The sequence below is a fragment of the Psychrobacter sp. NPDC078501 genome (assembly GCF_044900935.1).
GTDB lineage: Bacteria > Pseudomonadota > Gammaproteobacteria > Pseudomonadales > Moraxellaceae > Psychrobacter.
Window position 1 is genome coordinate 142,955 of record NZ_JBJDOS010000006.1, and the last position, 23,674, is coordinate 166,628.

17 protein-coding genes and 1 rRNA gene are annotated in these 23,674 nt (G+C 43.2%); 5 read left to right on the forward strand and 13 right to left on the reverse strand.

Annotation, left to right across the window (positions count from 1 at the left end; all coding sequences use genetic code 11):
- Positions 1-238: 238 nt before the first annotated feature.
- The 5 genes from ACI2IW_RS11085 to recG all read right to left on the reverse strand — a co-directional run bounded on the left by ACI2IW_RS11085 (position 239) and on the right by recG (position 9,306).
- The gene (locus ACI2IW_RS11085) at positions 239-1,174 is read right to left on the reverse strand and encodes a DMT family transporter (protein WP_404693667.1); all 936 of its coding nucleotides are present in this window, start codon (positions 1,172-1,174) and stop codon (positions 239-241) included.
- Positions 1,175-1,263: 89 nt separating this feature from the next.
- Complete coding sequence (locus ACI2IW_RS11090) at positions 1,264-1,974, reverse strand: helix-turn-helix domain-containing protein (RefSeq protein ID WP_404693668.1); 711 nt, start codon at positions 1,972-1,974, stop codon at positions 1,264-1,266.
- An 84-nt stretch (positions 1,975-2,058) separates the two neighbouring features.
- Entirely contained in the window at positions 2,059-5,148 is a 3,090-nt protein-coding gene (locus ACI2IW_RS11095; RefSeq protein WP_404693669.1) for an efflux RND transporter permease subunit, read from the reverse strand.
- Positions 5,145-6,437, reverse strand: a complete 1,293-nt coding sequence (locus ACI2IW_RS11100) for an efflux RND transporter periplasmic adaptor subunit (protein ID WP_404693670.1) — start codon at positions 6,435-6,437, stop codon at positions 5,145-5,147. Before ACI2IW_RS11100 ends, ACI2IW_RS11095 begins: the two co-directional genes overlap by 4 nt.
- 517 nt (positions 6,438-6,954) lie before the next feature.
- Complete coding sequence (gene recG / locus ACI2IW_RS11105) at positions 6,955-9,306, reverse strand: ATP-dependent DNA helicase RecG (protein WP_404693671.1); 2,352 nt, start codon at positions 9,304-9,306, stop codon at positions 6,955-6,957.
- Positions 9,307-9,578: 272 nt separating this feature from the next.
- On the opposite strand from recG, the gene ACI2IW_RS11110 reads away from it, so the two are divergent.
- Positions 9,579-10,568 carry a patatin-like phospholipase family protein gene (locus ACI2IW_RS11110; RefSeq protein WP_404693672.1) on the forward strand — a complete coding sequence of 330 codons (990 nt, stop codon included), beginning with the start codon at positions 9,579-9,581 and terminating at the stop codon, positions 10,566-10,568.
- Between the two features lie 174 nt (positions 10,569-10,742).
- Here the strand turns inward: ACI2IW_RS11110 and ACI2IW_RS11115 are convergent, their stop codons facing one another.
- Positions 10,743-11,330, reverse strand: coding sequence for a hypothetical protein (locus ACI2IW_RS11115; RefSeq protein ID WP_114701925.1), 588 nt, complete (start codon positions 11,328-11,330; stop codon positions 10,743-10,745).
- A 398-nt stretch (positions 11,331-11,728) separates the two neighbouring features.
- Between ACI2IW_RS11115 and argA the strand changes: the two genes are divergently transcribed.
- The gene (gene argA / locus ACI2IW_RS11120) at positions 11,729-13,051 is read left to right on the forward strand and encodes an amino-acid N-acetyltransferase (protein ID WP_057762129.1); all 1,323 of its coding nucleotides are present in this window, start codon (positions 11,729-11,731) and stop codon (positions 13,049-13,051) included.
- 136 nt (positions 13,052-13,187) lie between these two features.
- Here the strand turns inward: argA and ACI2IW_RS11125 are convergent, their stop codons facing one another.
- Entirely contained in the window at positions 13,188-13,919 is a 732-nt protein-coding gene (locus ACI2IW_RS11125; protein ID WP_057762133.1) for an FKBP-type peptidyl-prolyl cis-trans isomerase, read from the reverse strand.
- Positions 13,920-14,375: 456 nt separating this feature from the next.
- Here ACI2IW_RS11125 and ACI2IW_RS11130 point away from each other — a divergent pair, with 456 nt between their 5' ends.
- On the forward strand, positions 14,376-16,040 hold the full coding sequence (locus ACI2IW_RS11130) for a mechanosensitive ion channel (protein WP_404693673.1): 1,665 nt from the start codon (positions 14,376-14,378) through the stop codon (positions 16,038-16,040).
- A 128-nt stretch (positions 16,041-16,168) separates the two neighbouring features.
- Here the strand turns inward: ACI2IW_RS11130 and ACI2IW_RS11135 are convergent, their stop codons facing one another.
- Positions 16,169-17,620, reverse strand: a complete 1,452-nt coding sequence (locus ACI2IW_RS11135; protein ID WP_404693674.1) for a hypothetical protein — start codon at positions 17,618-17,620, stop codon at positions 16,169-16,171.
- A gap of 298 nt (positions 17,621-17,918) precedes the next feature.
- Between ACI2IW_RS11135 and ACI2IW_RS11140 the strand changes: the two genes are divergently transcribed.
- Entirely contained in the window at positions 17,919-18,701 is a 783-nt protein-coding gene (locus ACI2IW_RS11140) for an SDR family NAD(P)-dependent oxidoreductase (RefSeq protein WP_404693675.1), read from the forward strand.
- 179 nt (positions 18,702-18,880) lie between these two features.
- Here the strand turns inward: ACI2IW_RS11140 and ACI2IW_RS11145 are convergent, their stop codons facing one another.
- The 3 genes from ACI2IW_RS11145 to ACI2IW_RS11155 form a co-directional block, all read right to left on the reverse strand.
- Positions 18,881-19,576, reverse strand: coding sequence for a lysophospholipid acyltransferase family protein (locus ACI2IW_RS11145; protein WP_404693676.1), 696 nt, complete (start codon positions 19,574-19,576; stop codon positions 18,881-18,883).
- 165 nt (positions 19,577-19,741) lie between these two features.
- The gene (parE, locus tag ACI2IW_RS11150) at positions 19,742-21,628 is read right to left on the reverse strand and encodes a DNA topoisomerase IV subunit B (RefSeq protein WP_102092137.1); all 1,887 of its coding nucleotides are present in this window, start codon (positions 21,626-21,628) and stop codon (positions 19,742-19,744) included.
- Positions 21,629-21,750: 122 nt separating this feature from the next.
- Positions 21,751-22,407, reverse strand: a complete 657-nt coding sequence (locus ACI2IW_RS11155) for a YqiA/YcfP family alpha/beta fold hydrolase (RefSeq protein WP_404693677.1) — start codon at positions 22,405-22,407, stop codon at positions 21,751-21,753.
- A 187-nt stretch (positions 22,408-22,594) separates the two neighbouring features.
- On the opposite strand from ACI2IW_RS11155, the gene ACI2IW_RS11160 reads away from it, so the two are divergent.
- Positions 22,595-22,855, forward strand: coding sequence for a DUF1289 domain-containing protein (locus ACI2IW_RS11160; RefSeq protein ID WP_101206003.1), 261 nt, complete (start codon positions 22,595-22,597; stop codon positions 22,853-22,855).
- 37 nt (positions 22,856-22,892) lie between these two features.
- On the opposite strand, the gene ACI2IW_RS11165 is transcribed toward ACI2IW_RS11160, so the two are convergent.
- Together ACI2IW_RS11165 and rrf are read right to left on the reverse strand one after the other, a co-directional pair.
- A complete protein-coding gene (locus ACI2IW_RS11165) occupies positions 22,893-23,201 on the reverse strand; it encodes a hypothetical protein (RefSeq protein WP_379543396.1) in 309 nt (102 codons plus the stop codon).
- A 379-nt stretch (positions 23,202-23,580) separates the two neighbouring features.
- Positions 23,581-23,674: ribosomal RNA gene (rrf, locus tag ACI2IW_RS11170) — 5S ribosomal RNA — on the reverse strand; the annotation flags it as partial.

Genomic DNA, 23,674 nt, shown 5'->3' on the forward strand with positions numbered 1-23,674 from the left:
GAGATTGGTTTATCGTTCTAATAGCTACTTATCTATTAGTAAAATTAAAATAGTGCTATAAGAGATAAACAATTTCTTCAATAGATTTGATTGGACAGACTATAGCAAAAACTGTCCCAACTAATCCATTCAACTTACCAGTTTTAGACTAACGTCATACAAAGAGTCATACTTAGCAGGCAGTCACTCATCAAAAATACTGCTTGTTATCAGCAACATTGTTTTACTAATTATTTGATTACTTATATAATGCATGTCTTCTTCGATAACCTGTCAGTTTTGGCGTCTTCATTACCTGCAATAAAAGACAGATTATCATGAGTGACATTCCTAGCCAGCCGATAGGAGAGAATGTTTCACCGATTATAATGATAGCCAATATAGTGGCCACAATAGGTTCTAATAACGTGATAAGCGTCGCCTTACTCGCCTCAATCACTCTTAACGCTTGACCAAACAGTAAATAACCAAAGAACATCGGCGCAATTGCCAGATATAGGGCAACGCTTATATGTTTTACATCTAAAAACAGGTTTTCCCCTGTTAATAATAATGATGGCAACAATAAGATTGCCGACAGACCAAACATACTGGCCATCGCTGATTTCGAGTTTACCCCGTTCTCTATCATCTGACGTGCTGTCCATGAATATGTGGCATAGGTCAATCCTGCGACTAATCCTAACAACACGCCTAATATCTGACTATTTGCTTGTGCGTTTATATCTAAATATTGGGTTTTCCCTAAAGTCAGCAAAATAACGCCAACCACACCAAATATAAAACTTACTACCCATCGACTAGTGACTCTTTTATTGCTAATCAGACGCTCCATGATAACAGTGAAACATGGTGCGCTAGCAATTGAGATCACTGTGCCGATAGCAACACCAGCCAATCTCATAGAGGAATAAAAAGCTAAAGGATAGATAGCAACGCATAAGCTACCGATGAATAAGAGACTAGGCTGAGAAAGTAGTTTCTGTCTATCGCTTAATAAATTATTCTTAGCATTCAATACTAGCAATACACCGCCTACCCCCATCGAAAACGCACCAACGGCTAACGAACTAACGTCAGGTATAAAAGCAGAGGCTGTACCTGTCGTTCCCCAAAGGACACTGGCAGCTATCACACATAAAATAGCACTTAGACTAGATTTATTCTGCAGCATAGTAGCTACCTCTAACGTTATAATGAATAATATTATTATAGAGAGTTATAGACTACTATTTGTGCAGATTAGACGGTCTGTATGTCTGGTTAGACGTGTTTTAATTTGGAAGGGGCAATACCAAAATATTTAGAAAAGCGGCGGCTAAAAGCACTAACATCCGTATAACCAACCAGTTCGGCTATAATAGCGATAGGTGAATCAGTATGCAGTAACAGAGCTTGCGCCTTTTGCATTCTGATCCTTGTGATGTATTCAGTGACGGTCTGGTTTGTTTGCGATTTGAAGTTCTTTTTAAACTGTTTAGCACTGAGACAAGAGATATCCGCCAACACTTCGATAGAAAGGTTTTTAGCAAAATTGTGGTGAATATATGCGACGACTTCTCTAATTCGAGCGTCATATTGCACAAATAGATTTTGTTGGTCTAGGATTTTATGAAAGGTATCAAACATCAACTTCTCAACTTCAGGATTGATTTGATACCTTAACTGACTCTCTGAAAACTCCAAAAATGCCAACAATGGCGAACTTATAGAAAAGACAATTTGTGATGAATGAAGCACATTTTCTGGCAATAAATCTGTATCCACAACGATAAACTTTGCATTCTCCTCAGCGCTAAAGTAGTGCTTTTCATTTGCCTTGACCACAACACATTCGCTCGGAATAACTTTTCCAGTATAGCTTCCAACTTCGATATTGATTGCCCCTCGCAAAGGCAAAACAATCTGATGAAAGTCATGAGAATGCCCTCTAGTTTGACGAGTATATGACCTAATTGAGAGCGTGTTAATCATACATCGTTTTCCAGATTGCTATTATTGTGTCGTGTCTTGGCTCATTAGTTGGTTAGCTATTTGGCTCTCTATGAGAAGTGACTATTAAAGGTCACTAGGTTTGCCATGTGGAGCTAGCCATTTAGCAAACCATCCTGATAGGTCATCCATCAAAGTATAGACGACAGGAATAACAACCAAGCTCAATAGCGTAGAGGTTACCAGACCACCCAGTACCGCTGCTGCCATCGGTCGCCTAAAAGTAGGATCTGCATCGCCCCAACCAAATACCAATGGCAACATACCTGCACCCATCGCAATAGTTGTCATGATAATAGGCCGTGCACGCTTGCGACATGCATCTACGATAGCCTCAAAGCGTGCCAACCCACGTCGCTGGGCAATCAATGCATAATCGACCAGCAGGATTGAGTTTTTGGTCGCAATACCCATGAGCATAATGAAGCCAATCATCGAAGGCATCGATAAGCTGCTATTAGTAATAACCAAGCCGACAAAGGCACCACCAATAGATAATGGCAATGCCATCAGAATGGTAAAAGGCTGCAATAAACGACCAAAAAGTAGAATCAGTACGCCTAAAATACAAACCACACCGACGGACATCGCAATGATAAAACCACTAAAAAGGTCTGCCATGTTTTCGGCTTGGCCCTGATCGATGATGGTAATCGAAGGTGGCAGTTGCTGCATGGTCGGCACTGCTTTGACCGCTTGTACCAAATCACCAAGCTCGCCACTCGCAGGTTGTACCGTGATACTAATAGCACGCTCTCGATCCAGTCTGCTAATCTGCGCAGGCCCAGTGCCAAAGTCTAGCGTAGCAACCTCACCGACGCGCACGCCTTGACCGGCAGGCATAGTGCTCGGCACGTACAAACCTTCTAGTTGGCTAACATTTTGCTTAGCCACGTCAGGTAAACGTACGACGATTGGTACTTGGCGTGTATCAAGATTAAGCTTGGACAATTGCTGTTCATAGTCGCCTACGGTCGCCACACGTAGAGTCGTAGCGATATCTTGCGTAGTGACCCCTTTATCAGCCATTGCCAATCTATCTGGCGTTACCGTTAGCTCTTGGCGTGGTAGACTGCGATCACTCGTCACAGCGCCTGCACTTGGTAGCCCCCGAATCTCAGACATGATTTTTTGTGCAGTTTGTTCAAGCAGTTGCGGGTTAGTACTGGTTAATGAAAAGTTATAGCCACTTTCACCACCACTCGATAAGCCAACGGTAAACCGTGCTCCTGGCACTTCTGTCATCAGCTTACTAATTTTGCGCTCTATCTCTTGCTTAGTGCCTCGTTCTGCACGCGGGGCAAGTACGATATCCAAGCCTGCGATGTTTTCAGCCTTACCGCCACCACCATCTGACGCACCCATCGACGCCTGCGCCTCTCCCACTGAGGTAAAGATATTGGTCACCTCAGGCATGGCCAAAATGCGAGCACTCGCTAGTGCCGCCACGCGCTCAGTATCTGCCAACGACACGTCAGGTGTCAGCTCAATAGCCACTCGAGTTTGATCAATATCATTATCAGGGATAAATGACGTGGGTAGCAGCTTAACCAAAGCTAATGAGGCTACAAATAAAACAAGCGTTGCACCCATGGTTATCCAGCGATGATGTAGAGTCCAAGACACAATCTTAAGATAGTACTTCATCATCGCGCTTTGTTTTTCGACGTGCTTTTTCTCAGGCCGCAAGATATAAGCTGCCATCATAGGGGTAATCAGGCGCGCTACCATCAGCGAAGCAAAAATTGACAAGGCAGCCGTCCAACCAAACTGACGGAAGAACTGTCCAACGATACCGCCCATAAAGGCCGTTGGTAAAAACACCGCAATCAAAGTAAAAGTAGTGGCGACAACGGCCAGACCAATTTCATCAGCGGCTTCCATCGCCGCTTCATAAGGCGTCTTACCCATGCGTAAATGGCGTATGATGTTTTCGACTTCAACGATTGCATCATCGACCAGCACCCCAATGACCAATGACAATGCCAGTAATGAGATGATATTTAGACTAAAGCCAAACAGATACATACCCAAAAAAGTTGGAATGACTGATAACGGCAAAGCGACCGCGGCAACGATAGTCGCGCGAATATTGCGCAAAAACAGGAAGACTACCACTACAGCCAAAAGCCCACCTTCGATGAGCATTCTTAATGAGGCTTCATAATCTTCTGCAATGGGTGTGGCTCGGTCATAGACTTTTTCAATACTGATATTACCGACATCAGCAGTCAGCTTGGCAAGCTCCTCATCGACCAGATCCATCACGTCGACCTCACTGGCACCGCGCGATCGAGTAATGTTAAATGCCACCACTGTTTGACCGTCCAGCTTAGCAATTGAGCTTGGATCTGCTGCGCCATCAGTGATTTTTGCCATCCGACCTAAAGCTTGTGTGCCCCCCGTAGGGACAGCCACTTGCAAATCGTTTAGCTCATTTGCTCGCTCAACAGCACCGAGAACACGGATGGTCTGAGTCGTATTGCCAACTTCCGCCTCCCCACCAGAACTGTCTTGCTGGATACCAGCGATTTGCTGCGATAATTGCGAAATAGAAAATTTCAGACCACTTAACGCAATTGGGTCGGCAGCAACCGTGATTTCACGCTGCAACCCACCAACGCGGCTCACGGTACTTACGCCTGGTATGTCAGATAGCCGCTTGGTAACGGTATCATCAACAAACCAAGATAGATCCTCTACGCTCATATTTTCAGCAGCGACAGAGTAAGTAACTACTGGAAACCCAGCGGTAGATACTTTAGTAATGATAGGATCGTTGGCTGCAGCTGGTAGATCACCACGTACTTCGCCGACTGCTGACCGCACATCGTCTACCGCTTCTTGAATATCTTTTTCTAAGGTAAATTCAGTGGCAATGGTCGCCGCACCCGTCTGTAGCGTGGTACGAATATGGCTCACGCCTTCAATACTGGTCAGTTTGTTTTCGATCTTCTTTGCAATATCGTTTTCGAGCTGTGAAGGCGCAGCACCGGGTAGCGTGACCGTGACTACCACCGCTGGCAAGTCTATATCTGGAAATTGCTGGACTTTCATTTTCATGAAACCGTAAATGCCGCCCAACGTCAGTAGCACAAATAGCAAGATAGCAACGAGCGGGTTCTTTATCGAATAAGCGGAGACGTTTAAGCTCATGGTTGTGCCTGCACTGGCTTACTGGTTTGGGTTACACCATTAACAACACGCACTAGGTCACCATCATTTAAGAAGCTACCGCCCTGTTTTACGATACGACTGTCGTTTGGCAAAGGCTCTAACACTGCTACGCTCTCGCCCAATCGCTCACCCAATGTCACTCGCTGCTGCTTGATACGTCCCATCGATCGATCGTCTCGAGTAGTCGACTCGGTAACGAGCATTACATAGTCATAACCATCATTGCTGACCACGGCGCTATTAGGAATCGTTTGCGTACTGGTACTTCCCAATAGGAATTCGCCTGTTTGATACATGCCTGCACGTATCTTTGAGTTGGCAGCTAGGCTGGCATAAATCGTAATTTGGCGGTTGTTGTCTGCGGTGGGTGCGATGCGGTTTACTTGCCCCATCACTGTATCACCACCCGGCAGACTGACTTGTACAGGCGTACCGACGTTTATATCACCGACAAGCTTAGGATCTATATCTGCTCGCCATTCCAAAACCCCGCCTTTGATAATCGTAAATAACGGATCCCCGCCTGCCACCTGCCCAACTTCTACCATTTTTTCACTAATAATACCGCTGACAGGAGCGACAACTTTTGCGTTCTCTAATGTCAAACGCTGATTGCTCAGACGAGCTTTGGATGCTTGCAAAGAAGCTCTGGCACGTACTTCCGAGGTACGGTAACGATCGGCTTCTTGTTTGCTGATGGCATCGATATCGATCAATGGCAGCACACGTGCAGCATCAGCGCTGGCATTGGCCAGGGTGGCTTCCGCTTCTGCGACATCTGCTTGCGCCTGTAGCACTTGCTGCTCCATAGCATCAGTATCGAACACGGCTAAGACTTGACCTGCTCTGACGCGGTCGCCTTCTTCGACCAAAATACGCTCGATAGCCACACCATTGACTTTTGCACTGACGTTCGCAGTATCCTTAGCATTGATGGTTCCATCGGCACTGAGCGTGCTACCGATATCATCCTGGCTTGGACTGACTGTTTCTACTGAGAGTACTGATTGCTCAATACTGGCATCGCTACCAGTTGCCTGATCGTTTGCGACAGAATTAGAAGTTGCTGACTCATCTGTAGCTGCATTACTATCATTGCCCCAATACTTGCCAAGCAGCACCCCTATCACTAGCACGGCTGCCAACACGGGCCACAACCATATTGGTGGTTTTGCAGATGGCCTTTTAGATACAGTGTCAGTTTGACGATACGGCGGCAACTCAGATTCAGCTGACGGCTTAGAATGGGTTTCTTCAAAATCGCTCATGATAACTCTCTGTAGGTACAGTCAATATTGAAATACTCGATATAGAATGACTAAAAATCTCAATCATTCACAGCAATAATAAAAAGTGGCACGCAATCGAAGCAATGTTTGGACAGCCTGATATATGGCTATGAGCGTTACTTACAGCGAGTATTACGATGTTCTCTAAAGCACTGTTTATTATTATAATAGTTCATCAAATTATCGAGAATAGCATATATTTGGTCATCATCTTATTTTTATATATAGTGTCTAGCGTTCATAAATTTAATTGAAACTTAGACCGAATATATATGCAGTATTAAAGGCATATTGACCAATTTAAGGCAATAAGATCGCGTATAGCCAGTCGCTGAATATCTGATGTATTCAACGACTGACTATGGATGGAGTGTTGTCTATAAAGAATTTTAACGTTGCGGCCATGCTGTTTGATTATATCCAGAGCTAGGTTCAATGACGCAATGAACCTATTTGCCAATACCGGTACTACACACTAAGCACTGATCACTAGACACTAAGCATTGGTATAGCGACTTGCCTCAGGCATCCAGCGATGAATCAATTGACTGACATCTGCTTTTCGCGCAGGGTCTGCTATCAAATGCTTCGCTAACCGCTGAGCAATAGCGAATAATTGCTCATCACGGATCAGATCAGCCAGATAGTAGCCAACGTTACCTGTTTGACGTTTGCCTAACAGCTCTCCTGGCCCACGTAGCTCTAAGTCTTTTTGAGCAATGACGAAGCCATCAGTACTATCGCGTAGAACATTTAGTCGCTCTGTGCCAGTCTCCGATAGCGGCTTTTGATATAACAGTACACAGAAGCTTTTGGTCGAGCCACGTCCGACTCGCCCGCGCAGCTGATGTAATTGCGATAGCCCCAAACGCTCCGCATTTTCGATAACCATCAATGATGCATTGGGCACATCGACCCCTACCTCGATGACAGTCGTCGCAATTAACAAATCCAGATTACCTGCTTTGAACTCCTGCATGATGGCTTGCTTATCAGCAGACTTCATCTTGCCATGTACCAGTCCAATACGAATATCTAGACGTTCATTTAAGTCCTCATAAGTGGCTTCGGCTGCCTGCGCATCCAAGACACTAGACGCTTCTACCAGTGAGCATACCCAGTACGCTTGCCTGCCCGCTTCGCAATTGATCGCGATACGTTCTATTACTTCATCGCGTCGATTGCGATCGATGGTTACTGTCGTAATTGGTGTACGCCCCGGTGGCAATTCATCGATGATTGAGGTATCCATACCGCCATAGACGCTCATCGCTAGGGTTCTTGGAATCGGTGTTGCGGTCATGATTAGCTGGTGCGGAGTGCTATTAGCCACGCCTTTATTGGTCAATGCCATACGCTGCTCAACACCGAATCGATGCTGCTCATCAATGATAACCAGGCCTAATTTAGCGAACTGAACTTGCTCCTGAAACAGTGCATGAGTACCAACGACCACTTGCACGGTATTTTCTGCAACCGCTTCCAATGCTTCGCGGCGCTGTTTGGCCGTTTGCTTACCTGCGAGCCAACCGACACCAATGCCCAATGGCTCAAACCAGTGTTTAAAATTCAGTAGATGCTGCTCTGCCAAAATCTCAGTCGGTGCCATTACCGCGACCTGCCAGCCACTATCGAGCGCATAGCCTGCCGCCCCTGCTGCCACCAATGTCTTGCCAGCACCCACATCACCCTGTACCAATCGTAGCATCGGAATTGAGGTTGCCATATCCGCAGTGATGTCTTTCATCACTCTTTTTTGCGCACCCGTTAAATCAAAAGGCAATGCAGAAAACAGCTTGTCAGCAAGAGGACTGTTGGTAGTGCATTTAGGCGCTTTATGCTGATGTAGCTGCTGGCGACGATATAGCAAACTGAGCTGATGCGCAGTCAATTCTTCAATAATCAAGCGCTGGCAAGCAGCATGCGTACGGGCACTGAGTTGAGTGAATAGTTTGTATTGTTGAGACGCGCTAGTATAAGTAGGCGGCGTATGCAGCAGTACCAATGCTTCAAATATCGTTAAATTATAGACATTGTGCTGAGCAATACTGGCAGCGACGTTATGTATGTCATTATCTGCCTGATAGTTAGAGGGACTAGGCTTGTATACGCTATTGCCAAGAGCATTATCAGGCACGCTGCGTGCTAACGTTGAGAAAATATCTTCAGTATATTCGGCCTCTGACACCGCTGATTTAGTTGGCTCAAAAGGCACTAATGGCAAATCAGATACAACTGCAAAATCTTCAGCCGTAAACAATGTCATAGGCAAACCTTGGCTCCGAACCGTTTGCAATGCTAGCTTAATTAAAGTACGCAGCTTGTTTTGATGTAAGCCTTTGACTGTAGGATAAATAGGCTGCAATCCCGTATCGGTCATGACTGTATTATCAGTGATAATTTGATATTCAGGATGATGTATCTGCTTGCCGTAGCGGCTAACTTTGACTTCACCAAATAGCTGTAAGCGTGTCCCCAAATTCATGGTTTGTACCAGACCACGATAGACCTTAAAAAACCGCAACGATATCGTACCCGTATCATCGTCCACTGTTACAGTCATTCCACTGCGCTTGGTATCGACATGGACGATGTGACCGGTAATTAGGGCTGATTGTCCATGCTCTACATCGGCGATTGATACCAGTCGACTACGATCTTCATAATCACGAGGCAAATGTAATAGCAAATCGAATATCCGCTTGATATTCAATTGCGCCAACTGCTCTGCCACTTTTACCCCCACACCTGCTAGCGCAGACACTGGCATATCTAGTGCTGACAGCGGCATGTCAGATCTAAAGTGATCTAATGAGTTGGCTGAGGCATGACTCTCCGATATTGGCATTAAAGATCCTAACAATATTATTTTTAATTTTTGTATGCTAAATCGAGCATTTTTAGTAGGCTGCATATGATGACTTGTAGCACAGAATAGCTATAACGATAGTACGTATAAAAAGTCGGTTCATTTCATTATAGCTGACAATACAATTGCTTATGCTAGGCTATTTAGTAAAATAGCATCTATACAGTCCATCTACTATAAATAAGCCTCTTCTCCTCATCATACCAATAACTGATTTTTTGAATTCTGGCAATTTCGTAAGGTGTTTTTCTATGCTTATTTCTATTTTGCCTCGTCAGTTTCGTCATAATTTAAAACTACTGAGGTTGAGCTTAATACCAATTCTCGGTTTGTATATTAATGCGTGTAGCACGTTGCCATCGACTATTCCTGCCACACCAGAGCCAGTTATTAAAGCCCCTACTGTCGCACTGGTATTGGGTGGTGGCGGTGCAAAAGGGTTTGCCCATGTAGGCGTCATCAAGGCGCTAGAAGAAAACGGTATCAAACCAACATTGGTAGTCGGGACGAGTGTGGGTAGCTTGATTGGCAGCTTATACGCCAGTGGTTACACGCCTGCACAGCTTGAGCAATTGGCATTGACCACTACTGATAGCCAGCTCACAGACTTTACCTTGTCCAATCAAGGATTTATCGAAGGCATTAAGTTAAAAAACTTTATTAATAGCAAAGTGAATGCGCGAGCCATAGAAGACTTCCCCATTGCTTTTGCGGCAATAGCAGCAGAAAAGCGCACTCTAAACAAAACAGTCTTTACCACTGGCGATGCAGGGCTTGCCGTACAAGCATCCTGTAGCGTACCCAATATTTTTATTGCCCCACGCATTCCTGAAAAGGTCGGTAAAAAATATATCGATGGCGGTGTGGTCAGTTTAGTACCAGTAGATAGCGCCTATGACTTGGGTGCTGATATTGTCATTGCTGTAGATGTGACGGGAGCTCAAGGCAGTGATAATACGAGCCATCAAATACCGACTATTAACTCATTGAGTGATTTTTGGGGATTTCTCGAAACCAATATTCTAGCTACTAACCTGACTGCTAATCGCTCCGCATCAAACCAGAGCGAACGAGATCGAGCGGATATTGTTATTACTCCCAATGTCGGTCGTAACAGTTCGATAGATACTAGGCAGCGGCGCAGTCTAATACAAGCAGGCGCTCAAGCTACAACGCCGCAAATCAATGCTATTAAACAACTTATCCAAGAGAAATCTAGTAGTAAATATGCCACGCTGTAGCTCAGTATTTTTACTTACTTATCAGCAAAATTATCAAACGTCCTGACATACAGTAAAAAAGCACCGCAGCTATAAACTGTGGTGCTTTTTTATTGGTAGTTTTCAGTACTAAATGGATAGTTTTTAGTGCTAACTGTATCGATGCTAGCTAAATTCTAATCCAGACATTCAGGACTATTTAACGCGCGCGCGATATTTTACAGCGACGGTATCATTTAGACCTACGCCTTCTAGGTCCCAACGTACCGCTTTATAGTACTTAAGCGCGACGTCTTGTAGCTGATTATCAACTTTGGTACGTAGTGGCATACGAGCAAAGTTATTGCCATCTACACTGCCATATGGGAATTCAGGAGCAACCGTCTTTAATAGTTCTACCTGCTCTGGGATACTCATCGTAACAGTCATTTTACGGACGCGATCTGCGTTGGTATTGGTAAAGTAACCTTGATATTCCAATACATTGCCTGACTGCAAACGAGTATTGGTATCTACAGGGACGAGTACTTCTTGACCATTGGCATCAACGCTGACCAACGACGCTGTAATTCTGCTGTTAACGGCTTGAGCACTTGAGTTGCTGCTCTTGTTGGCATTTGTCTGAATAGCCATCGAGCTATCAACCGCTTGCTCTGGTGTTGGTAGCATCGCTGAGGCTTGTGTAACGACCATTGCACCGATGAGCGTACCGGCAACAACGTGAAATAAGCGGTGGCCGCTCCAAGCACTGAACGGGCTAGCAAACTGGTTACTTTTTTTCATGATTTTCATTATCCCTGGTTGATATATCGGTAAAACACAGATGGTGCAACTTAAGTTATTTTTATAATTTGTTCAACAGATAAAACGCATTACGATGTACATAAGATATCGCTGTGAAATAGTTCATACAATCTATGAAAAACATGAACTCACTTATCTAACCTGATTATCTTCGCTCAGCATCTGTAAAGCAATAGCGCTTAGCATAACAAAAAGCATTTGTACGTACATTAACCCAGTGTTGAGGTTGTGTATATCAGCGATTGGCAATCAGAATGCTTGAATACAGCTGAAATAAAAGATAGCTCATAACCGCGTTTTTTGCTATGGTAAATCTTTAGCGTTAGGCATTTTTTTGCTGCGCCCCTTTTCTTATTCTAACGACTACTGCTCCCATTATGACTACTAGCTCCATGCCCCAGATCAACCCTGAATACGTCCATTGGTTCCGTAACTCTGCACCCTACATTAATACTCATCGCGGCAAAACTTTCGTGATTATGTTTGGTGGTGAAGCGGTCAATCATGCGAACTTCAGCACACTTATTCATGATTTTGCCTTGTTGCATAGCTTGGGCATCAAGCTAGTACTGGTACACGGGGCACGACCGCAAATCGAGAAGAACTTAAAAGACGCTAATATTGAATCGCCGCTACATCAAGACATCCGTATTACGCCACGTGCAGCGATGCCATCTATCTTACAAGCCGTTGGTGCTATTCGTTTACAGATTGAAGCTCAGCTATCAATGGGGCTGGCCAACTCTCCGATGTATGGTTCGCGTATCGATGCGATTTCAGGTAATTTCGTGACAGCGCGCCCATACGGTATCCGTGAAGGTATTGATTATCAAATGACGGGTGAAGTGCGTTCTATCGATGTGGAAGCCATCAAAAATAACCTACTTCATGACCATATCGTTGTACTAGGCTCGATGGGCTACTCTGCAACTGGCGAAGTATTTAACTTGTTGGCGGAAGATGTTGCCCTAAGCGCTGCCGTAGCACTGGGTGCTGACAAGCTTATATTCTTAGGTGAAGAAGCGGGTATCAACGACGATGATCGTTTATTACGTGAAATGATTCCAAACGAAGTTGATCGCTTCTTACGTGACCGTGATTTAAATTGCGAAATCAATTATTTCTTGAACTGTGCAAGTTTGGCCTGTCGTCAAGGCGTCCATCGCACGCATATTATCTCGTATGCCAAAAACGGCGCATTACTAGAAGAGCTATTCACACGTGATGGTTCTGGTACGTTGATTAGCCACGACCCTTATGAAGAAATTCGCCGTGCCAATATCGATGATGTGGTTGGTCTTATTGAACTGCTGTCACCTCTAGAAGAGCAAGGTATCTTGGTCAGTCGTTCACGCGAGCGCTTAGAGCAAGAGATTGATAACTATAGTGTGATTGAGCGCGATGGTATGATTTTGGGCTGTGCAGCATTGCATACACTAGATTCAGAGTCAGCGGAAGTTGCCTGTGTTGCCGTGCGCCCTGAGTACCGTAGTGGTAGCCGCGGTGCAGATTTACTAGCGTTTCTAGAACAGCAAGCGCGTAGCCATGGCTTGTATAAGTTGTTTGTTTTGACCACTCGTACTGCGCATTGGTTCGTCGAGCAAGGCTTTGCTGAAGTTGAAGCCAGCGCTTTACCTGAAGCACGTTTAGAGAAATACCATAATGGCCGTAACTCTAAAGTCTTTCAAAAGAATCTATAGTTTATTACCAACTTGATATCGGCTTTATAAGCTCGGTATCAAGTTGACATAAATACTTAACCTAAAAAAGCCTTCATAACTATATGAAGGCTTTTTTAGGTTAAGTATTTAAATCAAACAATTCTGCTTTAGATACTTATTTTACTTTTAATAGCTCAACAGTAAAAATAAGGGTACTGTTAGGCTCGATACCAGCGTTACCCGCTTCGCCATAAGCGATATCTGATGGGATATAGAACTCGTATTTTCCGCCTTCTTTCATCAACTGTAGACCTTCAGTCCAGCCAGCGATTACTTGGTTCAGTGGGAACTCGATTGGCTCACCGCGCTCATAAGAGCTGTCAAATACTGTACCATCAAGCAATTTACCTTCGTAATTTACTTCAACCACGTCAGTTGCTTTTGGCGATTTACCAGTACCTGCTTTGATAACTTTATACTGTAAACCAGACTCTGTTTGCTTCACGCCTTCTTTTTTGGCGTTTTCTGCTAAGAACGCTGTACCAGCGGCTTTATTTTCTGTCGCTTTGGTTTCCATGTCTTTAACGAATTGCTCTTCTTGCTCTTTTTGATAGTCCATCAATACTTGTTGCATTTGCTCTTGGGTCAATGCTGATTCATTGCCTTCGTAGCCATCACGGAAGCCTTTTTCAAAAGTATTTAGGTCTAAATCTTTGACAGCGTCTTTGTTGCCTTCTGCCATCATGAAACCTAAGCTATAACCTACTTTTTCACTAGCTGAGCTTTGTTCAGTAATGGAAACGCTTTGAGCGGCTGTTTCTTGATTGCCATTGTTGGTGCTACAGCCTGTTACTAACAACATAGCGCTAGCAAGTGCACTAACGCCTAAAGTAGTGATTTTTTTCATAAAGTACTCTCTAATTGTAAGAATAGTGGCGAGATGTCACATTCCTCTATAATAACAAATCTTAGTTTTGGGAACCACGCTTTGCACGAAATTATCGGGCTAATGTATAGTCTATGTTAATATCTTCTATCATAATAACAAGTTATCACACAAATATAGTAACAGGTAAAGCTTTCTGTCTTTAAATCCATCAATACATCAGCTAAGCTGAATTAGTTGAGGAGATAAGTAACCGAGCGTTAATTTTTATCAAAAATAAGCAGATATCGATAGCGAAGTCACTGTAATATAAATAAAAGATACTGCTGATAATGATTTATGCTCAAAAACGATAATATCTCTATATAACTGATTCTAAAAATACTATTTATGACAACCATCTGTATGTCTTGCTCACTAATCGCTGTATGAACATTGTTTTTGGCGAGTTATATAAGATGCTTCAAGGAGGATAAGATGAACCCAATGTACACATCTTTTAACGGCTATCTCGGTGGACCTATCGGTTCCATCATTGGTGCTATTTTGATATTCGTTATTGGTTGGCTAGTAGCCCTTGGTATCGCAGCACTAGTACGCGGCGTACTCTCTAAAGTTAATCTCAATCAGCGTATGAACTCTTCAACTGGTAAGACCTACGACCTTGAAGGTATCATTTCTAAAATTGTTTTCTGGTTTATTTTCATCATTGCTATCTCAGGCGCACTTAGCCAATTAAACTTAAACTCTATCTCAGCACCATTCGCAAATATGGTTAATCAAGTATTGGCATTTATCCCTAATCTTATCGGCGCTATCGCACTTGGTGTAATCGGTTGGGTCGTGGCTACTGTTGCACGCACAGCGATCAACGCAGCACTCGCAAAAACCTCTATGGATGAGCGTTTAAGTGCACAAGCTGGTGTAAAACCAATGAGCAGCACGATTGCTGATATGGTTTACTGGTTCATCTTATTGGTTGTATTGACCATGGTACTTGGTCAATTAGAGCTTGATGGTTTGTTTGCACCATTAACTAATATGGTCGACAAAATCTTTAGCTTCATCCCTAATATCTTGATTGCTGGTGTGGTCTTCGTCGTTGGTTATATCATTGCCAAAGTCGTACGCGGCATCGTTACCAACCTTGTTTCTACTTTTAATGTACAAGAATTGGCATCAAAAGCAGGTTTAAGTGAGCAAAATAGCTTACCTAACATTGCTGGTTCATTAGCATTTCTTGTAGTTATCATTCCAACCATTATTGCTGCTCTAAATGCACTAAAAATTGAAGTAATTGCTCGCCCTGCGACCAATATGCTTAACAAAATCATGGAAGCCTTGCCAAACATCTTTATGGCAGTCGCTATCCTAGTAGTAACTTTCTATGTTGTACGCATGGTTGCCAACATCATCAAAGGTCTGATTGAGAACACTCAAATCAATCAATTACCTGCGAAAGTTGGTCTACAAGAAACCATGGGCGACAAGAAAATCTCTGACTTAGTTGGTTATGCGATTATCTTCTTCGCTATGCTATTTGCTGCTATTGCAGCTGCTGACTTGTTAGGTTTCGAGCCTATCTCAGCGATTATTACGATGTTTATCGCATTCGGTGCAAACATCATCCTAGGCGCAATTATCCTATTCATCGGGTTCTGGCTTGCCAATATCATTGCAGGTGTGGTTGAACGTTCTGAGCAAGGTTCACAATTCCTAGCAAACATCGTACGTGTATTAATCATGGGCCTAGTATTAGCAATGGGTCTAAAAGCGATGGGTATTGCCGATTCAATCGTTAACCTAGCATTTGGTCTAACACTAGGTGCGGTAGCCGTTGCTTTTGCTCTATCATTTGGTCTTGGTGGTCAAGAAGCTGCAGCTCGCTTCCTACGTAAAATGCAGGACAAGATGGATCATGAACGCAATGAAGCGAAAGCAAAATCTGCGCTACAGCCAAGTTCATCAACTCAAGAAAAGGTTGCTGATTCAGTTCGTGAAAACACGCCATCTGCTGCTAGTACACCTACCACTGATTTACGTACTGATGTAGTTGATACACCACGTGTTGATACTAATGACATCTACAACAGTGATGACGTACTTCCTGGTAGCGGTCTCAATGACGATATCAATAAATAAGTATTTTTAATTGTTTAGTTTAGATACGAAAAAGACAGCCTAGGCTGTCTTTTTTTATGTCAGTAAATATATTAATAAACCTGTGATTCTTCTTATTAATAAATGGGTAGAAAGCTAACTACGTCTATCTACTGCTTATTTTTTCGCGCTGGTATCGTTAAGCTCATCTGTACTTGAGGTAAGTTTTCTTTTTGCGCCTTCACAGGTTTACTATCTTCTACGCTACTAGCAGACGGCGTATTCTGTTTATCTAATTCTTGTTGTTTTAGCTTCTGCATTTGCTTAGTAAGTTGGCGCTCCCTTTGAGTCATCGCATCAACTGGCTGAATCCACAAATCAATATCAAAAAAATTCTCATTATTTTCAGTGATAAAATCGATACCAAGCACAACTACATGATGTAGTTCAATAATTGGCAAACGTGTGGCAACGTCCTGTACGATCTTCGCTAGCTTTGGTTGGACAGCGGCTTTACTATTAGGCCCTTTTGACTCCTGACTATAAAAAACCAGTACATAATGTCGTCCCAAACTCTCATAAGAATGTTGATGTACGACATAGCCATCTTTTTGCAGCGCTGCACTTTGTTTAGGGTGTCTATATAGCGTACGAATAAGCTCGTGACGTGAAAACAAAGATTCATCTAGTAATTGTTGTTGCCAGTGAGCGAGCGGTGTTCCTGTCTGTTCGTCACTGTTAGTTATGTGCTTTTTACCATACGTATCTATCATCTGCATACTTAGCTGAGACCATATCGTAGCCGCTTGTATCATATGCTGATGGTACATCTGAGCAGTTGAACTTTGGTTCTTGTAGGCAAGCGTAATGGCGACCAGTGCTGAGTTAGGTTCGTCTTGTACTTCGTTTTTGATGAGCGCATTATCAACTACAATGGCAGGGGCAAACAAATCTGGGCTTTGTAAGAAGCGCTCAACCAAAGCATCTTCCGATTCAAAACTTGGAATATGATTTACAGCCGACTGTTGAAGCTGTTCTAAATGATAAGCTAAGAAACGCCACAACTCACATGGGGTTCGTACCGCTGCTGCTATCGAGTACCAGTCGTCCCAGCTAAAGACCTGCAGCTGCTGCATGCTTTCGCTCATGTCGACAACTAAGTCTTCTAAAAAGTAACGAACCCCAAAATTGTGTTTGAGTCGCTGTAGAGCACTGTTTGAATCATTTGCACTGTCATTGTTATCATCTTGATTGAGACTGTTACTTCCTCCGACAAGCTGAATGTCAAAGATCATAGCTTCATAACCAATTGAAGCATTGTCTTCATTTTGAGTCGATAATGACCTGTACCACGTAAGTGCTGACTTGACCGCAGTCATACGTACAGCCTCAATATCAACTGACTCTGTATCATAGGGTAAATACAGTGTCAGCTCTAACAGCTGTAGCTTGCCAAGTGGTAACTGATATTGGTAGTGACGAGCGATATACTGAGCATTGTACTCATGCTCAATCGTATTCATGCCTGCTAAGGTCACAGCCATAGCATCTGCTTGTAAATAACTGACTAGCTCAGTCGTCAGATAGCCCCAGTCGGGCATGGTAGTAATCGAATGGGACACAAGTTCCAACCTTCTATTATCGTATGGTGAATATCGCACATAACAGCTCATGATAATAACAACATCATTATCGCGTATTATAAATATCTGAATGATGCAAAATTATGCTACATAAGCACTATCAGAGACAGTCGCTTTCAGAGCGATCACTTGTTATGATGATATCAAAGCAGTATTGCTTGCGTGCAAGTTTATGGATGACGAACTGTACTTAGTTGTATTTATCGAAACCGTAGTCATTGAAATTTTAATCATCGAAACTTTAATGACTATTATATAATAATAAGGATTAAACATTATGAAGCGTTTTAAAGAAAAGACCGTCGTTGTAACGGGTGCAGGTTCTGGTATTGGCCGTGCAACTGCCATTCGCTTTGCCGAGGAAGGCGCTAGCGTGGTTCTAGTAGGACGTACGGCAGCAACACTAGAAGAAACTGCCAAAGAGTTGCCACAAGATCGCACTTGGATTCACACCGATAATTATCTCATTATTACATGCGATATCAGTGTCCAAAGCCAAGTACAAGAGATGGTTGAGCGCGCTATCGACAAATTTGGCAAGATTGATATCTTGGTAAACAATGCTGGTAAGGCAACCCAAGGTAAAATCACAGAATTATCTGCCGATGATTGGCGTTCTGCTATCGATGTGAATCTAAATGGGACTTTTTACGTCTCTCAAGCGGCTATGCCTCACTTAATTGCATCAAAGGGTAATATCGTCAATATCTCATCGCTCTCAGGTGTAGGTGGTGACTGGAACATGGCTGCCTACAATGCCGCTAAAGCGGGTGTGACCAATTTGACCCGCACATTGGCATTGGATCATGGTTCAGATGGTGTTCGCGTCAATGCGGTCAATCCAAGCGTCACCAAAACCGATATGACTACGGCTATCCAAGACAATGAATCTAAAACGGATAAGTTCTTAGTTCGCTGTCCGCTTGGACGTTTGGCAACTCCAGAGGATATCGCCGCTGCCATTACTTTCTTAGCAAGCGATGACGCCTCTATGATTACTGGTGTCAATCTACCTGTCGACGGCGGTGTTAGTGCCTCTAACGGCCAACCACAGTTTTAGATTTTTGCACTGATAAACATTCAAATATTACTCAAAAAAAGCCCCTGATATCATCATATCAGGGGCTTTTTCAATATCAATTATTAGAACTTAGTCGTAGGTGGCTGTTAGCCTGCGTACCCGCAATACAGCCAGTTCTGTTGAATTAACTAATTGAACTGATATTTATACCATTTGGCTTATTCAGCTGCATTATTGATATCTTGTAGTGGCTGCGACAAACGCTCAAGGTGTCTTGGTAGCACCCCTTTATACTGAGAGTATATTTTTGGCAAATCTGCTTCGATATCACCTGTAGGATAAACCAGTGACATAAACCGTATTTCTTTAGTATTGTAGTCCATCGCTACTGGCAAAATCGGTACACCAGCACCCACCGCTAAATAATAAAAACCTGTCTTCCACGACTCAGTATATTGCCGTGTACCCTCTGGCGATAACCCCAGAAATAATGGTTCACCAGTTTTGAACTTATCAATACTGGCTTGCAGTACAGAGCCTTTATTACCACGATCGATAGGAATAACCCCTATCCAATTTAATAACTGTGCAAACACAGGAACTTTAAATAGCGTGTGCTTGCCCATAATGCTGATTTTGATATCTAATGCAAACAGACTTGGAATCGCATAAATACCATCCACATTAGAAGTATGTGGTAGAGCAAGCACTACAGCTTGTGAGATATTTGGAATCTCGCCTACCGTACGCCAACCTGATGCCTTTAACAGCGCGGATGCAATAACAGGCGCAAACTTGTTGCCACGCTTAGGAACCTTATCTGCCAAATGCTTTTTGCTAAGTTTTGGGAGTACTTTGGAACGCGCAGGTTTAGAAACAACAGACTTAGAACGGTTAAAAATCTTCGGTATCATGACAGCACAATATAATGAAAGGTACTGACATAATACCATTAAGCCTTTGTGGCTAGGCTGAATTTTGCGTGCTTTTATTATGTGATAGATCGTTTAGCCATAAATATAAGTAATGACCTATTTCGATATTCTGCACCCATATTTCTTTAGATTCATTGCTAAGTGTTAAGAAATATCGGCCAAATCACCTTTACTCTCAAGCCATGATTTGCGATCAGAGGCACGCTTTTTAGCCAGTAGCATATCCATCACACTATTGGTCAGTACCATGTCATCCATATCTAACTGTACTAAACGGCGTGTATCACGGCTCATCGTCGTCTCACGTAGTTGCTCAGCGCTCATTTCACCAAGTCCTTTAAAGCGTGTAATCTGAGCTTTTTTATTGCCCGGTACGTTAGCCAAGATATGTGCAAGCTCCGGCTCATCCAGTGCATAGTGAACTTCTTTACCCACATCCACTCGGTACAATGGCGGCATGGCCACAAATAAATGACCCGCATCCACTAGCGCAGGGAAATGCTTCACAAACAAAGCGCAGATCAATGTCGCAATGTGCAGTCCATCAGAATCAGCATCCGCTAAAATACATATCTTGTCGTAACGCAGCTCGGACAAATCATCAGAGGCAGGATCCACACCGATAGCAATGGCAATATCGTGAATCTCTTGACTTGATAGCACCGTATCTGATGATACTTCCCACGTATTTAAGATTTTGCCACGCAGAGGTAATATCGCCTGATAATGACGATCTCTGGCCTGCTTAGCACTACCACCCGCAGAATCACCCTCTACTAAGAACAGCTCAGCGCCATCACGTAAATCACCACGGCAGTCTGCCAACTTACCAGGCAATGCGGGGCCCTGCGTAATCTTTTTACGAGCGACTTTTTTAGCAGATTTCAGACGACGTCCAGCTTTATTAATCGCCAATTCAGCGATTTGCGTGCCCATTTCCGCATGCTGGTTTAACCATAGGCTAAAGGCATCTTTTGCCAATGTCTGTACAGCGCCTGCAGCTTCACGGCTAGATAAACGCTCTTTGGTCTGTCCAGAAAACTGTGGCTCAGAGAACTTTAGAGACAGGATATAGTTCACCCCATCCCAGACATCTTCTGCGGTTAGTTTCACACTACGTGGTAGCAAATTATGAATGTCACAGAACTCACGCAGTGCTTCTAAGATGCCCGTACGCAGTCCGTTGACGTGCGTACCGCCCTGAGCTGTCGGAATAAGGTTTACATAGCTTTCTTGAATAGGCGTGCCACCATCAGGCAACCAAGACAAGGCAAAGGTAATAGCAGCTCGTTCGCCCGCTTTCGCATCATAATTATAATAAAACGGTGCTTCAGGTAAGGTTTCCAAACCATCTAATTGTTCGCTTAGATACTCGACTACCCCATCTGTAAACTGCCAAACGACCTTTTCATCATTGATATCGTCAGTGAATTCAATCGTCAGTCCAGCCGCCAAAACAGCCTTTGCTTTTAAATTATGTTTGAGCTGTTTTACATTAAATTTGGGCGTATCGAAGAAACTACCATCTGCCCAAAAGTGCACTCTGGTGCCACGTTTGCGTTTGTTTGAGCTGACTGCTTCAGTCAATGGCGTAACTGGTGCACCATTTTCAAATGCCATATCAAACTGCGTACTGTCACGCCATACCGTAACCTCAACGCGAGTTGATAGCGCATTGACGACAGAGATACCCACGCCATGTAGACCACCTGACACTTCATAATTAGAGGTCGAAAACTTTCCACCTGCATGCAAGCGGGTCAAAATCAGCTCAATACCAGATTGACCAAACTCAGGGTGAATATCAGTTGGCATACCGCGTCCGTCATCTTCGACAGACAACGACCCATCACTATGCAATTGCACCTTGATGGTTTTCGCATAACCAGCTAACGCTTCATCCACTGAGTTATCAATGACCTCTTGCGCCAAATGATTCGGGCGCGTGGTATCGGTATACATACCTGGACGACGACGGACTGGCTCAAGACCTTCTAAAACTTCTAACGATTGCGCATTATATTGACTCACAAATGCATCCTTAACTGTTCGCGTGCGTTTAATTCTATTAAACCATTATAACGAAAAATAGCGACGTTAACGTCAATACTCCATCGCTTACGTCATATAATGTCGTCTATTTAAGGTTGTACTCAACTCTGTAAGATATTCATCACCATCGGTAGCTGCTCATCAAAGTCACTAAAGCGATGATCGCCACCTGCTTGTACCGTTACCGATGCGCCATGACTTTGATAAAAATCTCTAGACAATTCAGAATTTAACAGCTCGTCGCCTTCTTTTAGCAGTACAGCAACTTTATCAGGATAATTTACTGATAAAAGCTGATGATCTGCAAACCACTGTAAATCAGCAGGCGTAATACTCCAGCCACCCGCTGTCGTATGCAGGACTTTGCTAGTAGATGACTCATTTAAATTATCTTGGCTTGATACTGATTGATTAGAGAAACGCTGTAAAGTGATATGGGGCTGGATACTAGGGTTAAGCAATAAAACTGGGCAGCCTATCTGATTGCTTATCACAGTAGAAAAATACCCACCTAGCGAGCTGCCGATTAATACCGTATTTGATAACTCAGTCTGCTTATCTGCTGATTTTCTATCTTCACTATTATTTAGCGCTTTGATTAAAGACAGTAGTTGCTCACACACTTGCGCAGGGGTTTTATTTAAATCAGGACGCAGCACATTAGTATCAGGATAATGAAGCTGGCAATATTTTTCTAACAACACCCCTTTGGTCGAGTTGGCATCACTGTCCAATCCATGGATATAAATCAAGTTCACGTATCATCTCACTTATTAATTTTGTTATGATTATCTTATAAAGGCTATCAAAGCTAAGCATAGCACCCGCTAGACGGAAATAATAACAATAAAATGGCACACTATTAGTCAGTATTTGCGACATAATAATGTTGTACAGTGATTTTATGCAGGTCAAAGGAATGACGATAGTCATCATGGAGGAGTCATGAATCAACAGTTTGAGCTGTTCGAAATTGCCAACCCATGTATTGGTCTTTGTCAGAGCAATAAGAAGGGTTATTGCTTTGGTTGCCTGCGTAGTCGAACTGAGCGCCAGCGATGGCATGACATGACGACAGAGCAGCAACGCGAGGTGCTAAGGCTTATCGCAGGACGTAAGCTACGTATAGAGCAAATGAGACAGCGTAAAGATGAACAGTTAGGATTTGATTTTGAAGAGATACCTGAGATAGGTGAGTTGTTTTGAAAAATAATTAATCAGACCAGATATGCCAACAGTATCCTTAGAATGCGTTAAATTTCGCTAAAATATATGCCCAATAACCTAAAAGTAGAATCAGTAGTACCCACGGTACGGCGAAACACCAATAATATAAGTCACTAGTAGTAAATACATAAAAATAAACAGCCATTCCAACACTGATTACAAGTGAAGCTGCATATCCAATCAGTAAGGTAAAGAGAATATTATTCTCAATTTTGGTTAAGCTTGGGCTTCCCTCTGCACACATATAGAAAAGAAACCCGAAGGCAAAAGCCCCGCCAATAGTAATATGCATAAATGATATTAGAACTAGCAACCAAATTGACACACATACTTCCTTATTAGTCTAATGACGGCTTTGTCTTTAATACAGTGCTTTCTACAAGTTATAAGCGCTTTTAATAGAAAATAGCATACATTCAAGTTCTTTTATAATAAACATAGTAATACGCTTACTAGAATAAATTAGACTGAAATCAGTAGATCCGTCACCAAACCGCACACAAAGAAAAGCCCCCTCCGCGTTAGCGAAGGGGGATATTTCAGAATAGAGAGCTGACGATGACCTGAGCGCCGTAAAAATTGCATGCCAATTTTAGGCAGCGCAAGAGCAAATCCTTTAGATAGGATTTGCTACGTAGGTCACTAGGAATAAAAGATAAAAAAAAGAGCCACCCAATTAAGGATGACTCTTTTTAAGTATAAGGAGCTGACGATGACCTACTCTCACATGGGCGAACCACACTACCATTGGCGCTACGATGTTTCACTTCTGAGTTCGGGAAGGGATCAGGTGGGGCC